Annotated in this window: 10 protein-coding genes; 6 read left to right on the top strand and 4 right to left on the bottom strand. The window is 72.2% G+C overall.

Translation table 11 applies throughout. The annotated features are described in order from the left end of the window. Positions 1-199 precede the first annotated feature (199 nt). Positions 200-2,674 carry a DNA helicase PcrA gene (gene pcrA / locus OG520_RS15610; RefSeq protein WP_406013577.1) on the top strand — a complete coding sequence of 825 codons (2,475 nt, stop codon included), beginning with the start codon at positions 200-202 and terminating at the stop codon, positions 2,672-2,674. Positions 2,675-2,721: 47 nt separating this feature from the next. On the opposite strand, the gene OG520_RS15605 is transcribed toward pcrA, so the two are convergent. Both OG520_RS15605 and OG520_RS15600 read right to left on the bottom strand, forming a co-directional pair. Then, on the bottom strand, positions 2,722-4,230 hold the full coding sequence (locus OG520_RS15605) for a M23 family metallopeptidase (RefSeq protein ID WP_406013576.1): 1,509 nt from the start codon (positions 4,228-4,230) through the stop codon (positions 2,722-2,724). Between the two features lie 233 nt (positions 4,231-4,463). Further along, positions 4,464-5,390, bottom strand: a complete 927-nt coding sequence (locus OG520_RS15600; RefSeq protein WP_406013575.1) for an esterase/lipase family protein — start codon at positions 5,388-5,390, stop codon at positions 4,464-4,466. Positions 5,391-5,719: 329 nt separating this feature from the next. Between OG520_RS15600 and OG520_RS15595 the strand changes: the two genes are divergently transcribed. Next, the gene (locus OG520_RS15595; RefSeq protein ID WP_266415302.1) at positions 5,720-6,133 is read left to right on the top strand and encodes a cobalamin B12-binding domain-containing protein; all 414 of its coding nucleotides are present in this window, start codon (positions 5,720-5,722) and stop codon (positions 6,131-6,133) included. Between the two features lie 306 nt (positions 6,134-6,439). Here OG520_RS15595 and OG520_RS15590 read toward each other — a convergent pair whose 3' ends face one another. Beyond that, complete coding sequence (locus tag OG520_RS15590; protein ID WP_406013574.1) at positions 6,440-8,032, bottom strand: DUF5691 domain-containing protein; 1,593 nt, start codon at positions 8,030-8,032, stop codon at positions 6,440-6,442. Between the two features lie 22 nt (positions 8,033-8,054). Then, on the bottom strand, positions 8,055-9,464 hold the full coding sequence (locus tag OG520_RS15585) for an SWIM zinc finger family protein (RefSeq protein WP_406013573.1): 1,410 nt from the start codon (positions 9,462-9,464) through the stop codon (positions 8,055-8,057). A gap of 132 nt (positions 9,465-9,596) precedes the next feature. Between OG520_RS15585 and OG520_RS15580 the strand changes: the two genes are divergently transcribed. From OG520_RS15580 to OG520_RS15565, 4 genes are all read left to right on the top strand, one after another. After that, complete coding sequence (locus OG520_RS15580; protein WP_406013572.1) at positions 9,597-10,043, top strand: hypothetical protein; 447 nt, start codon at positions 9,597-9,599, stop codon at positions 10,041-10,043. Positions 10,044-10,154: 111 nt separating this feature from the next. Continuing rightward, a complete protein-coding gene (locus tag OG520_RS15575) occupies positions 10,155-11,267 on the top strand; it encodes an AAA family ATPase (RefSeq protein ID WP_406013571.1) in 1,113 nt (370 codons plus the stop codon). Further along, on the top strand, positions 11,264-13,744 hold the full coding sequence (locus OG520_RS15570) for a DUF5682 family protein (RefSeq protein WP_406013570.1): 2,481 nt from the start codon (positions 11,264-11,266) through the stop codon (positions 13,742-13,744). The genes OG520_RS15575 and OG520_RS15570 overlap by 4 nt, the downstream gene beginning before the upstream one ends. Further along, positions 13,741-14,997, top strand: a complete 1,257-nt coding sequence (locus tag OG520_RS15565; RefSeq protein WP_406013569.1) for a VWA domain-containing protein — start codon at positions 13,741-13,743, stop codon at positions 14,995-14,997. The genes OG520_RS15570 and OG520_RS15565 overlap by 4 nt, the downstream gene beginning before the upstream one ends. Positions 14,998-15,202 lie beyond the last annotated feature (205 nt).

The raw sequence follows: 15,202 nt of genomic DNA, 5'->3' as shown, positions 1-15,202 counted from the left end.
GCTAGCCAACCCATGGTGCCGCTGTGAAGGTTGATGTTCGATATGCCCGATACATTTTCGTGACCTTGCCGGAGCGGGGCGCCGGTAGCCGGATTCCCTTACGGGGGGTGGGTGCCCGCTCTCTTTGTGTGCCGTCGGTCGTGTGCGGTTGGTCATGCGGCCTCCGAGTGTCGGTGCGGCGGCCTAGACTCGACAAGCGATGAGCAGCCTCTTTGACGACAGCTTCCTGGCCGGCCTCCAGCACTCGGAGGAAGAGCCCCCGCCGCCCCCCGAGGACTCCGCACCCGAAGCGGTGCCGGAGGACCTCTTCGCGGGCGTGTTCGACGGGCCCCCGCCGCCCAGGGACGCCTACTACCGCGACGGCGCGCACCGCCCCGTCATCGACTCCGCGGCGCTCCTCGACGGGCTGAACACCGAGCAGCGCGCCGCCGTCGTCCACGCCGGATCCCCGCTGCTCATCGTCGCCGGGGCCGGCTCGGGCAAGACCCGGGTGCTGACCCACCGGATCGCCCACCTCCTCGCCGAGCGCGGGGTGCACCCCGGCCAGATCCTGGCGATCACCTTCACCAACAAGGCCGCGGGCGAGATGAAGGAGCGGGTCGAGCAGCTCGTCGGGCCGCGCGCCAACGCCATGTGGGTCATGACCTTCCACAGCGCGTGCGTACGCATCCTGCGCCGCGAGTCCAAGCGGCTCGGTTTCACCTCGTCGTTCTCGATCTACGACGCCGCCGACTCCAAGCGGCTGATGGCCCTGGTCTGCCGCGATCTCGACCTCGACCCGAAGCGCTTCCCGCCGAAGTCGTTCACGGCCAAGGTCTCCAACCTGAAGAACGAGCTGATCGACGAGGAGACCTTCGCCGGCCAGGCTGCGGACGGCTTCGAGAAGACGCTCGCCCAGGCCTACGCGATGTACCAGTCCCGGCTGCGCGAGGCCAACGCGCTGGACTTCGACGACATCATCATGACGACGGTCCACCTGCTCCAGGCGTTCCCGGACGTCGCCGAGCACTACCGCCGCCGCTTCCGGCACGTCCTGGTCGACGAGTACCAGGACACCAACCACGCCCAGTACACCCTCGTACGCGAGCTGGTCGGCCCGGCGGGCGAGGGCGACGCCCCGGCCGAGCTGTGCGTCGTGGGTGACGCGGACCAGTCGATCTACGCCTTCCGCGGCGCGACCATCCGCAACATCCTCCAGTTCGAGGAGGACTATCCGAACGCGACGACGATCCTCCTGGAGCAGAACTACCGCTCCACGCAGACGATCCTGTCCGCCGCCAACGCGGTCATCGAGCGCAACGAGAGCCGCCGCCCCAAGAACCTCTGGACGAACGCCGGTACCGGCGCCCGGATCACCGGCTACGTCGCCGACACCGAGCACGACGAGGCGCAGTTCGTCGCCGACGAGATCGACCGGCTGACCGACGCGGGCGACGCCAAGGCCGGCGACGTCGCGATCTTCTACCGTACGAACGCCCAGTCCCGTGTCTTCGAAGAGATCTTCATCCGCGTCGGCCTGCCCTACAAGGTCGTCGGCGGCGTGCGCTTCTACGAGCGCAAGGAGGTCCGGGACATCCTGGCCTACCTGCGTGTCCTCGCCAATCCGGAGGACACCGTCCCGCTGCGCCGCATCCTCAATGTGCCCAAGCGCGGCATCGGCGACCGGGCCGAGGCGATGATCGACGCGCTGTCCCTGCGCGAGAAGATCACCTTCCCGCAGGCGCTGCGCCGGGTCGACGAGGCGTACGGCATGGCGGCCCGGTCGGCCAACGCCGTCAAGCGGTTCAACACGCTGATGGAGGAGCTGCGCACGATCGTCGAGTCGGGCGCGGGCCCCGCGGTGGTCCTGGAGGCCGTCCTGGAGCGCACCGGCTACCTCGCCGAGCTGCAGGCCTCCACCGACCCGCAGGACGAGACCCGGATCGAGAACCTTCAGGAACTGGCCGCCGTGGCCCTCGAATTCGAGCAGGAGCGGGGAGCGGCCGGCGAGGAGGACGCGGGCACGGGCGCGGCCGCGGCCACGGGCACGGGCACGCTCGCCGAGTTCCTGGAGAAGGTCGCGCTCGTCGCCGACTCCGACCAGATCCCCGACGAGGACGAGGACGGCTCCGGTGTCATCACGCTGATGACGCTGCACACCGCGAAGGGCCTCGAATTCCCGGTCGTCTTCCTGACCGGCATGGAGGATGGCGTCTTCCCGCACATGCGGGCGCTGGGCCAGGTGAAGGAGCTGGAGGAGGAGCGGCGGCTCGCGTACGTCGGCATCACCCGGGCCCGTGAGCGGCTCTATCTGACCCGGGCCGCCATGCGCAGCGCGTGGGGACAGCCCTCGTACAACCCGCCGTCGCGGTTCCTGGAGGAGATCCCGGACCAGCACCTGGAATGGAAGCGGACCGGGCCGATGGCGGCTCCGGCCGGACCGACCTCGGGGATCACGTCGTCGCTGTCCGCGTCGCGTGCGCGCTCCGGACCCTCGGGCTTCGCGACCCGGCGGACCTCGGACAAGCCGACGATCACGCTGACCGTCGGTGACCGGGTCACGCACGACCAGTTCGGGCTCGGCACGGTGACGGCGGTCGAGGGCGTCGGGGACCAGGCGAAGGCCACGGTCGACTTCGGAGACGAGCGGCCCAAGAAGCTGCTGCTGCGATACGCGCCGGTCGAGAAGCTGTAGACGGAGCCGGCGGGTGGGCGGGGGCCGCGGCCCCCGCCCCGCTGGGCTCAGGTCGGGTTGACGCCGTGGCTGCGGAGCCAGGGCAGCGGGTCCACTGCCGGTCCGCCACCGGGGCGCACCTCGAAGTGCAGGTGCGGGCCGGTCGAGTTCCCGGTGTCGCCCGAGTACGCGATGACATCACCGGCCTTGACCGGGCCCGAGCGGATCTTGGTGCCACTGAGGTGGCAGTACCAGGTCTCGGTCCCGTCGGCCATGGTGACGATGGCCATGTTCCCGTAGGCGCTGTTCAGCTGGGTGCGCACGGTGCCGTCCGTCGCGGCCATCACGGGCGTGCCCTCCAGGACGGGGAAGTCGATGCCCGTGTGCACGGACATCCAGTTGACGCCCGCCTGGCCGAAGTACGCGCTGAGGCCGTGCCGCTTGACCGGCATGACGTACTTGGGGCGCAGGGCCTCCTTGCGGGCGGCCTCCACCTCGCGCTTCTTCTTCTCGGCGGCCTGCCGCTCCCGCAGGTCGATGCGCTCCTGGGTACGGCTGGCGCGGTCGGCGAAGTTCTCGGCGTCGGCGCTGAGGTTGGCGAGCTGGGTGTCCAGCTTGTTGTTGGCCGCGACCGGCTTGACGGAGTCGGGGTCGGCCGCCGCCATCGTGGTGGTGTTGTCGTCCTTCTTGTCCTCGCCGCCCAGTCCGCCGACGGAGGCCGCGGCGATTCCGGCCACGCTCATCACGCAGGCAGAGGGAATGGCGACGGTGAGGAGTGCGGAACGCTTCGCGGGGGAACGCCGCCGGCTGCGGCTGCCTCCGCCGTTGCGGGTGGCGGGGCGGCTGAGGGTGCGGCGCGAGCCGGGCGCGGCGTCTGCGGCGTCCGCGAGCCCTGTGACGCCCGAGTCATCTGCGTCATCTGCGTCGCCCGGGTCAACCGCGCTGTCCGTGCTGTCGTTGACATAGGGCTCGTAGGGGTCGTAGGAGCCCAGGTCGGCGTACGACTCGTAGGTTCCGTGCGCCTCGTGTGCCGGGGGCGCTTCGTACGACACCTGTGCGGTTTCCGCGGTTTGCGTGATTTGCTGCTCGTGCTCGGGCGTGGCGCCGGTGTTCCAGGCGGTGGCGTCGTACGCGCCGCTGTCGTATACGGCCGTTTCGCTCGTGGCCCACGGGTCGTTCGTGTGCCAGCCGCTGGTGTCCCACTGACCCGTGGTGTCCGGGGCGCCGCCCTGGGCCGGGATGCCGGCGAACGTGGTGGTGGCCGTGGTCGCTTCCGTGCCGTAGTCGGCGGGCGTCCAGGTGGCCGTGGTCTCGTACGTCGGCCCCGCCTCGTACTGCTGCTGGGGCTGCGCGGCGTACGGGGAGTAGGCGTCGTACGAGGTGGTCGGGTGTGCACCCGTGTCCCACTGCGTGGAGTCGTACTGGCCGCTGTATCCGGACTGCCCGGCGCCGTAGCCGCTGCCGTACGCGCCGTCGTGGCCGCCGGGGAGCGAGCCGAAGAGCGGATCGCTGTCGAAGTTGCCGGTCGCTTCGCTGTCGTATCCGGCGTACCCGGCGTGGGGGTGCTGGTCGTTCACCAACTTCTCTCTCGCCTCGGCAGCAGGACCTGTGCTCTGGGTTCCGGCGGTGGGATCCCAGGGGGAGCAGTGGCCGCGACTGTACCCGGCGGTACGTGACGCCGACAATCTTCGGCGGGCATGGGCAACTCAGGAAACGGGCAATCGGCCGTCTTTCGACGGACTGTGCACACAGCCTTGGCTCTATGTTCGAAACGCGTTCTATTTGTGGGGTCTCCACCGGTCCGTGCGGCTCATGCAGCCCCTGCGGCCCCTGCCTTGCCTGTGGTGCCTGCGGTGCCTGTGGTTCCGATGGTTTCGGTCGTCGGGTCGCGGGATTCCAGTGCCTGCCGGACCGCGGCGGCGACGGCCGGATGCACCGGCAGTGCGAGATGGCCGATCCCGGTGACGCGTACGTTCTGTGCGTCGAGATCCGGATGGTCGATGCAGGCCGCCTCGGCCGGGACGATCACCCGGTCGAGCTCGCTCCAGAAGCTCACGAACCGGGTACGGCAGCCGGGCGCGGGCATGCGCAGCTCCTCGATCGGCGCGGACCCCGTACGCATCTGCCGCACGATGGGGTGAGCGCTCGCCAGCGGGGCGACGGCCGTTCCACCGTGTGGTGTGCCGAGGGTGACCAGGGTGCGGACCCGCTGGTCACCCCCCAGTCGCTGTACGTAGTAGCGGGCGATCAGGCCGCCGAGGCTGTGTCCGACGATGTCGACCTCGTGGTGTCCGGTGCGTGCGCAGATCTCCTCGACATGCCGCCCGAGCAACTCGGCCGCCGTGCGGATGTCGCAGGTCAGTGGTGAGTAGTTGAGCGATTCCAGGTGACGTCGGCCGTGCCGGGCGAGGGAGCGGCGCAACAGCACGAAGACCGAACGGTTGTCGATGAAGCCGTGCAGAAGGACGACCGGGGGGTGCTCGTCGCCCTCGGCGGGGAGGGGAGAGGCTCCGGCCGGGGCGGTGGCGGTGGCGGTGGCGCCGGGGGGTGCGGTGTGCGGTCCGGCCGGGTGTGGCGTGGCCCGTCGTTCCCCCGTGATGCCGGTGGGGTAGAGGAGCACGTGCCCGGCGAGAACGACCAGCTCCAGCGCGGTGGCCTTCAGCAGAGCGGTTGACAGGCGGGCCGGGCACGGACACAGCCGGCCCAGCGTCAGGGGAAGGAAAGGCAGGACCCTCATGGCCGACCTCCTGCTTCGACGAGCGGGGGAGGCGGCTCCGTGGTTTCCGGCGCGCAGGCGGCCGGCGGACCGGATGGGCCGGGCAGGCCGTACCACCGTGCCGCGCGGCTGACGGCGCGGTGGTACGGCCACCTCGTAGCGGCTCCCCTGGCGGCCGGTCCCGCACGGCAGGTCTGCCGCGTGATGCGGGAACGGTGCCCGGTGAACATGTCCCACGTGTGATTTCCCCCTCCCCGTCCACCGCGAAACGGCGGCTTGCGGGATGCTGTAGATAACGTTCGTTCACATCCCTGGCCCTTCAGGCACGGGAGACGCATGTGGAGGCAGTGATGGGTGTGACCGGTCCGATCCGTGTGGTGGTGGCGAAGCCGGGCCTGGACGGCCATGATCGCGGGGCCAAGGTGATCGCGAGGGCGTTGCGCGACGCGGGTATGGAGGTCATCTACACCGGGCTCCACCAGACGCCCGAGCAGATCGTGGACACGGCGATCCAGGAGGACGCCGACGCGATCGGCCTCTCGATCCTCTCCGGTGCGCACAACACGCTCTTCGCCAAGGTGATCGAGCTGTTGAAGGAGCGCGAGGCGGAGGACATCAAGGTCTTCGGCGGCGGCATCATTCCGGAGGCGGACATCGCACCGCTGAAGGACCAGGGCGTCGCGGAGATCTTCACCCCGGGCGCCACGACAGCGTCGATCGTCGACTGGGTCAACGCGAACGTTCGCCACCCCGCGGAAGCCTGACCCTCCGGGCCCGTCCCGGTGCGGGCCAGTCCCGGTCCGGGCCCGTCTCGGTCCGGACCAGCCGCGGCCCCGGACCCGGCCGGGGTTCCGGCCCGGGGGCTCCGGTTCTCCGGCCGAGGCAGGGGGCAGGGGCAAGGGGCAGGCCCGGCCGATGCCCGACTCGCCCCGGCCCGAGCTGACCCGTCCCGGTCCGATCCGACTCGCCCCGGCCCGAGCTGACCCGTCCCGGTCCGATCCGTCCCGCCCCGGCCCGAGCTGACCCGTCCCGGTCCGATCCGTCCCGGCCCGTTCCGCTGCCGTTCTTCGTCAGGCCAGGATCAGTTCCGAGTCCATCGCCGCGCGCAGCCGCAAGGTGGAGACCAGCCGTTGGAAGGCCTCGGACCAGTAGCCGTTCGCGCCCGGTGAGGCGTTCTCCGGTTCGTCCGGGGTGGTGGTGAGGACCTCCAGGCGGTCCGCCTCGGCCGGGTTCAGGCAGCGTTCGGCGAGGCCCATCACGCCGCTGAAGCTCCAGGGGTAGCTGCCCGCGTCCCGGGCGATGTCCAGGGCGTCGACGACCGCGCGGCCCAGCGGTTCGGCCCAGGGCGTCGGGCAGACCCCCAGGATCTGGAAGGCCTCCGACAGCCCGTGCGCGGCGATGAAGTCGGCCACCCAGCCGGCCCGTTCGGCCGCGGGGAGTATGCCGAGGAGCTTCGACCGTTCGGCGAGCGACGCCGTACCGGGACCGTTCGACGGAGGGGCGGAGGGGGCGCCGAGCAGTGCGCGGGCCCACTCGGGGTCCCGTTGCCGCACCGTTGCCCGGCACCATGCCGCGTGCAGTTCCTCGGCCCAGCCGTCCGCGACCGGAAGGCCGACGATCTCCTGCGCGGTGCGGCCACCGAACCGCCCCGGCCAGATGGCGAGCGGCGTCGCCTCCACCAACTGGCCGAGCCACCACGACCGTTCACCCCGCCCGGACGGCGGCACCGCCACCACTCCGTCGCGCTCCATCGGGGCATCGCATTCGTGCGGTGCCTCCACGGCGACCGAGGCCTCGTCGCCGGTGAGGTCCGGGCTCACACAGGACAGTGCGCGGGACGCCATCCGGCCGGCGAGCGCCGACTCCGGCAGTGCGGACAGCAGTTCGGCGGCCGTCGAGCGGACATTGCGGCTGCGGTCGGAGAGGGCCTGTTCCAGGAAGGGTTCGTCCACCGCGGACAGTCCGGTGCGCAGCGAGTCGAGGAACATCAGCCGGTCCTCGGCCCGCTCGGTGGTCCAGGTGGTCGCGAGCAGGGCGAGCGCTCCGGCGGGATCGTGTGCCCGAACCGCCCCGAGCAGCGCGACCCGCTCGGCGAACAGGCCCTCCTCCCACAGCCGGGCGACCGCTTCCGGCTCCGTCGGGCCGGGCAGCGACGAGCCGCCGGACGAGCCGCGCAACGCGAACTTCCACTCGGGGTTCAGCCCGGCCAGCCACAGCCCGCGCGGCCCGGCGAAGGCCAGGGCCTGCGGCCGCAGGTCCGTACGGGCCCTGGCCGCGTCGAGCAGGGCCGGGAGCAGTACGGCCGGGGCCCGGAAGCCCTGCTGATTGGCGGTGGCCAGCCACTGCGGGATCAGCTCCGTGAGATCGGGAGCCGTACCGCGCCGGCCGCCCGAGCCGCCCGATGCCGACCGGTCCGCCAGCAGCTGGGCGAGTCTGCGCCGCGCGGCCGGGGGCAGCGGCGGTCGCGGGTCGGCGGGCGCCGGCTCGGGCCGGGCGGCGGGGCAGGCGGGCAGAAGTCCCGCCCGGCGCCGTACGGTGTGGAGCGCCGCCGCGTCCAGCAGGCCGGTGGGCCCGCCGTCTCCCCCCGCGGGGCGCCGGTCGGTGCCGAGAAGCGCCGTGGTGACGAGCTCTTCCCACGGAGCGGGTGTGATGGTGCCGGGCATGGGTCCCCCTTCGAATCCGACGTCAGATGAGCGGCACGGTCCCGGACGCCGCATCGTCACCGGCTTCGGCGGACCAGGCAGCGAACGGGTCGAAGCCGCGGTGGCCGCACTCGCCGAAGACCGTGACCGGAGAGCCGCCGGAGAGCGCGACGAGCTTCCACAGACCGGGCCGGGACAGAGCCGGCGGGGCGACGGGCAGAGCCGCTTCGCCCGCCGCGTCCACCAATTGCCAGCCGTCCCCGGACGGCACGGGTATGACCTCGCGCAGCGTCACCGGCCAGGCGTCCAGCCAGGGGTCCTCCCGCAGGGCGTGTCCGTACGCGCCGATCGCTGACGCTGCACTGTCACCCGGTGGAGGGGTACCGGACGGCGACGGCGTCCCGAACTGCCGGCCCAGCTCCGCCCGCAGCCGGCCCGCACCCGGATAGGGCGTGAGCTCGGCGTCGATCGTGACGCCCACCGGCAGTGCCAACCCGGGGGAGCGCCCGGCCGCCCCGAAGGAGAGCAGCAGCGCCGTGCGGCCCGTTTCCCTGCCGTGCAGCCAGATGCGGCGCGCGACGATCTTGCCGTCCGGGGTGTCGTACTGCGCGAGCACCAGCCAGTGGTCGCGGACCGGCGGGCCCTCGGCGGGGGCCGTCAGCCCCACCCGTGTGCGGACCGTGGCGGCCAGTGGTTCCGGCAGCCGGTCGATCCCCAGCCAGGCGCTGTCCAGCAGATGCAGCAGCGCACACTCCTCCAGCAGCCGCACCGGCCAGCCCGGACCGGACGCCGGGATGGAACCCAACTCCCGCACTCTTGCGGCCAGTCCGGGCGCCTGGGCGTCGACCATGCGGGCCGCCGTCTCCTCCCAGAGCCCGTAGCCCGGCTGATCGGCTGCCGCCAGCCCCCCGCGCAGCAGATCGGCCAGCCGCTCCTCCAGCTCCTGCGCGCCGCCGGTGATCCGCTCGGCACGGCGCTCGGCCCGCCGCCGGGCGGCCTCCGGATCGGCCGGGCCCGCGGCCGGGGCGCCGTCCGCCGCGTGCCTCTCCGCCTTCTCCGCCTTCTCGGCCGACCGCTCACGACGCCCCGCCAGCCACTCACCGGCCCAGTCCGGCACCTCGCTCTCGGGCAGGGCCGATTCGCCCGACGCCCAGACCAGCAGCAGCCCCAGCGCGTGTTTGCACGGGAACTTCCGGCTGGGGCAACTGCACTTGTACGCGGGGCCGGTGATGTCGACCACCGTCCGGTACGGCTTGCTCCCGCTCCCCTTGCACAGCCCCCACACCGCCCCCGAACCGTCGCACCCGCCGCCTGACCAGGGACCGGCCGAACCGAGCTTGCTCCCCGCCTTGCGTGACGCATCGTCCGGAGCGAGGGCCAGTACCTGCTCCACCGTCCAGCGCGCCACCGGACCGGCGGTGCGCAAGGGTTCTCCCCCGTGAGATAGCAGCATGGGAACGACGGTAGAGCGCACCACTGACAATCGCCCTGACCTGCTGTTTCACCGTCACGCACGCATCTTGGCTTTACTTCCCCTTTGCGATTCGCTGCGAGCAGCAGACCCATCGATCCGGGGGATCAACCGATGAGCCACACCGTTCGCACCGCCCGCACCATCCGTAAGCTGCACACCGTCCGAACCGCCCTCCGTGCGGCCGTCGTTCTCGGCCTCGGCATGGGCCTCGCCGCCTGCTCCGAGACCGTCGACCAGGTGGACAAGGCCGTGGACGAGACGTACGAGGTCACCTACGAGGTCACCGGCACGGGCGTCGACGAGATCCAGTTCCACGGCGGCGGGGGCAGGGCCATGGAGCCGAAGATCGAGACGGTCGAGTCGCCCACCCTGCCCTGGCGGAAGACCGTCACGCTGCGCGGGATCATGCCGCCCGCGGTCATGCCGATCGCCGTCGACGAGAACAGGGCCGACGTCTCCTGCTCGATCACGCACAAGGGCAAGGTCATCAAGGAGGCGAAGGGCAAGGGCATGCTCGCCGCGGGCGGTTGCGTGGCCGTCCCGCCGGTGGCCGGCTGAACTGTCCGCACGTGGCCGGTGAATCGGCCCCGACCTGCGGTCCGGGCCGATTGTCAGTGCCATGGTGCACGGTGGGAAACACATCGGGTCGACCGATCCGGAGGGGGATCCATGACCGTGTCCGAAACCACTGCCGCCGTCGGCGTACAGGCTCTCCGACCGCATGCCGAGGATGCCTTCGCCCAGGAGCTGAAGGCCCTCGCCGCGGCCGACGACCGCCCGCGGCCCGCCCGTTGGATGCTTTCCCCGTGGGCCGTCGCCACCTACCTGCTCGGTGGCGCACTGCCGGACGGCACCGTGATCACACCGAAGTACGTGGGCCCGCGCCGTCTCGTCGAAGTCGCCGTGACCACGCTCGCCACCGACCGGGCCCTGTTGCTCCTCGGCGTCCCGGGCACCGCCAAGACCTGGGTCTCGGAGCACCTCGCCGCCGCCGTCAGCGGCGACTCGACACTGCTCGTCCAGGGCACGGCGGGCACCCCGGAGGAGGCCGTCCGCTACGGGTGGAACTACGCGCAGCTGCTCGCGCACGGGCCCAGCCGCGACGCCCTGGTGCCCAGCCCGCTCATGCGCGCCATGTCCGACGGCATGACCGCGCGGATCGAGGAGCTCACCCGTATCCCCGCCGATGTGCAGGACTCTCTCATCACGATCCTTTCGGAGAAGACGCTCCCCGTCCCCGAACTGGGGCAGGAGGTCCAGGCGGTCCGCGGATTCAATGTCATCGCCACCGCCAACGACCGCGACCGCGGGGTCAACGAGCTGTCCAGCGCGTTGCGCCGACGGTTCAACACCGTCGTGCTCCCGCTGCCGGCCACCCCCGAGGCCGAGGTCGACATCGTCTCCCGGCGCGTCGACCAGATCGGTCGCTCGCTCGACCTCCCGGCCGCACCGGACGGCACGGCCGAGATCCGCCGCGTCGTCACCGTCTTCAGGGAACTGCGCGACGGAGTCACCGCCGACGGACGCACCAAGCTCAAGTCCCCCTCGGGGACGCTGTCGACGGCCGAGGCGATCTCCGTCGTCACCAACGGCCTGGCCCTCGCCGCGCACTTCGGTGACGGGGTGCTGCGCCCCGGCGACGTGGCGGCGGGCATCCTCGGCGCGGTCGTCCGCGACCCCGCGGCCGACCGCGTGGTCTGGCAGGAGTATCTGGAGACGGTGGTCCGGGAGCGGGACGGGTGGAAGGACTTCTACCGCGCCTGCCGCGAGGTATCCGCATGACCGGGGCCGAACGTCCTGCGGGACCGCTGCTGCTGGGGGTGCGGCACCACGGGCCGGGCTCGGCCCGCGCCGTCCGCGCGGCGCTGGATGCCGCCCGCCCGCGGGCCGTGCTCGTCGAAGGGCCCCCGGAGGCCGACGCATTGCTGCCGCTGGCCGCCGACGAGCGGATGCGGCCACCGGTCGCGCTGCTCGCCCATGCCGTCGACGACCCGGGGCAGGCGGCGTTCTGGCCGCTGGCGGCGTTCTCGCCCGAGTGGGTCGCGATTCGCTGGGCCCTTGAGCGTGGCGTTGCGATCCGGTTCATCGACCTGCCCGCGGCGAATTCCCTGGCCATGACGCAGGCCGCGGAACGCGAAGCGGACGGCGGTGGGGGCGGCGAAGGGGACGCGGAAGGCGGAGGAGCGGACACCGGAGCAGAGGGGGAGGGCGCGCCCGATACGGGTGGCTCGGACGCGCGGGCCCCGATCGACCCCATCGGCGTGCTCGCCGAGGCGGCGGGCTACGACGACCCGGAGCGCTGGTGGGAGGACGTCGTCGAACACCGCACCCGGGACGGCGAAGCCGTCGACCCGCGGGAGCCGTTCACCGCGCTCGCCGAGGCGATGGCCGCTCTGCGCGAGGTGTACGGCGACGGCGGCCACCCCCGTGACGCCGTCCGGGAGGCCCATATGCGCATTCAACTGCGCAAGGCCGGAAAGGAGTTCGGCGAAGACATCGCGGTCGTCTGCGGTGCCTGGCACGTACCCGCGCTCGGTACGAGGACCACACTCGCCGCCGACCGTGCCCTGCTCAAGGGGCTGCCCAAGGTCAAGGCCGAGCTGACCTGGGTGCCCTGGTCGCACCGGCGGCTCGCCCGGCACAGCGGTTACGGGGCGGGCATCGACTCGCCCGGCTGGTACGGACACCTCTTCGACGCCCCGGACCGCCCGATCGAGCGATGGATGACGAAGGTCGCCGGACTCATGCGCGACGAGGACCGGTTCGTGTCGTCCGCCCATGTCATCGAGGCCGTCCGGCTCGCCGACAGCCTCGCCGCCATGCGCGGTCGCCCGCTCGCCGGACTGGGCGAGACGACCGACGCGATCCGGGCCGTGATGTGCGAGGGCTCCGACGTGCCGCTCGCGCTCGTACAGGACCGGCTGATCGTCGGCGAGACCCTCGGCCAAGTGCCGGACACCGCCCCCGCCGTGCCCTTCCAGCGCGACCTCACCCGCCAACAGCGCACGCTCCGGCTCAAACCGGAGGCGCTGGAGCGGGAGTTGGAGCTCGACCTGCGCAAGGACAACGACGCGGCCCGCAGCCGACTGCTCCACCGGCTGCGCGTCCTCGCCGTCGGCTGGGGCGAGCCCGCCGAAGGCCGGGCGAGCACCGGCACCTTCCGGGAGAGCTGGCGGCTGCGCTGGGAACCCGAGCTGTACGTACGGGTCGCGGAGGCCGGGACCTGGGGCACCACCGTGCTCTCCGCGGCGACCGCCAAGGCCAGGTCGCAGGCCGCTTCGGCGACCGCACTCGCCGAGGTCGCGGCACTCGCCGAGCAGTGCCTCCTCGCGGAACTGCCCGACGCGCTCCCCGTCGTGATGCGGTCCCTCGCCGACCGCGCCGCGCTCGACGCCGATGTGGGCCATCTCGCCGACGCCCTGCCCGCCCTCGCCCGCACCCTGCGCTACGGCGACGTACGGACCACGGACACCGCGGCACTCGGCGAGGTCGCGGCCGGGCTCGCCGAGCGGATTTGCGTCGGGCTGCCACCCGCCTGCACCGGGCTCGACGCCGACGGCGCCGACGAACTGCGCGGCCGGATGGACGGGGTCCACGCAGCGATCGGGCTGCTCACCGGCGCCGCGCAGGCCAACGCCGGCCCGGACGCGGACGGACTGCGCGAGCGCTGGACAGCCGTACTGCACAGGCTCGCGGCCCGGGACACGGTCGCGGGAGTCATCCGGGGACGCGCGACCCGCCTGCTGCTCGACGAAGGACGGCTCGCGCAGGACGACGCGGCACGGCTGATGGGCCTGGCCCTCTCGCCCGGCACACCCCCGGCCGACGCCGCGGCGTGGATCGAGGGGTTCGTCGGCGGAGCCGCCGGCGGAGGCATGCTGCTCGTCCACGACGAGCGCCTGCTCGGCCTGGTCGACGCCTGGCTCACCGGGGTGCCCGCCGACCTCTTCGCCGACGTACTGCCGCTGCTGCGGCGCACCTTCTCGGCGTACGAAGCGGGCGTACGGCGGACCCTGGGCGAGCTCGTGGGCCGAGGCCCGGCCGCCCGGGGACCGGCAGCCACCGGCGTCGGCACGGGATCCGGGACGACAACAGCGGGATTCGGCCCGGGGCTGGACGAGGCCCGTGCCGACGCGGTCGAGCCGGTGCTGTGCCTGCTGCTCGGACTGCACCACGATTCGGGCCCGGACGGCGACGCCCCTTCCGGGCAGGCCGGGAGAGCCACGGACGCCAAGGAACCGCTGGGGGCAACGGGATGACCACGGACACGGCCGGCACCACACCGCACCCGACCCACACGCCACCCCCCACCCACACACCGCCCCCGGCGCACACCGGCCCGCAGTCCGGCCCGGCGAACGACGAGCGGCTGCGCCGGTGGCGGCTGGTCCTGGGCGCGGACAGCGCGGAGGGCACCGGCCGCACCCTCACCGGCCGCGACGCCGCGATGGACGGCGCGCTGACCGCGCTGTACGGCGACGGAGGCACGCCCGGCAGCCGGGGCAGAAACAGCCGCTCGGCCGGACTCGGGGCCTCCGCTCCCTCGGTGGCCCGCTGGCTCGGCGACATCCGCACGTACTTCCCCAGCTCCGTCGTCCAGGTCATGCAGCGCGACGCGATCGACCGGCTCGGTCTCGCCGCACTGCTCCTCGAACCGGAGATGCTGGCGGCCGTCGAGGCCGACGTCCATCTCGTGGGCACGCTCCTCTCGCTCAACAAGGCCATGCCCGAGACGACGAAGGAGACCGCGAGAGCGGTCGTGCGCAAGGTCGTCGAGGATCTGGAGAAGCGGCTCGCCACCCGCACCCGGGCCACGCTCACCGGCGCGCTGGACCGTTCGGCGAAGATCAACCGGCCCCGTCACCACGACATCGACTGGGACCGCACCATCCGGGCCAACCTCAAGAACTACCTCCCCGAGTACGGCACCGTCGTCCCCGAACGGCTCATCGGCTACGGGCGGGCCGCCCGATCCGTGAAGAAGGACGTGATCCTCTGCATCGACCAGTCGGGGTCGATGGCCGCCTCCGTCGTCTACGCCTCCGTCTTCGGCGCCGTGCTCGCCTCCATGCAGACGCTGCGGACCAGGCTCGTCGTCTTCGACACGGCGGTGGTCGACCTCACCGACCAGCTCGACGACCCCGTGGACGTACTCTTCGGCACCCAGCTCGGCGGCGGCACCGACATCAACCGCGCGCTCGCCTACTGCCAGTCGAGGATCACCCGCCCCGCCGACACCGTGGTCGTGCTCATCAGTGACCTCTACGAGGGCGGAATACGCAACGAGATGCTGAAGCGGGTCGCCGCGATGAAGGCCTCCGGCGTGCAGTTCGTGACGCTGCTCGCGCTGTCCGACGAGGGCACGCCCGCCTACGACCGCGACCACGCGGCGGCACTCGGGGCTCTGGGCGCACCGGCCTTCGCGTGCACCCCCGACCTCTTCCCGGAGGTGATGGCGGCGGCCATCGAGAAGCGGCCGCTTCCCGTACCGGACAAGGAGGCCGACCGGTGACACGGTGCCGTTCCGCCCGCCGCCGCACGGCCACCGGCGCGATCTGTGACCGTAATCACCGCTCAGGTGTGATCTGCGATTTAGGGTCCTGCGGAGCTCGGGGATAACCTGCGAGATGGACATGCCGCGTACCCCGGGTCACCGTGTGCGCCTTCCTAGTGACAGAGCAGTCACGTTGCCCCTCGCGGCACGCCCACGCAGAAAA

This window comes from Streptomyces sp. NBC_00984, assembly GCF_045162475.1.
Lineage (GTDB): Bacteria > Actinomycetota > Actinomycetes > Streptomycetales > Streptomycetaceae > Streptomyces.
Note: the sequence above shows the minus strand (reverse complement) of the source record. Positions and strands in the feature narration are given on the sequence as shown.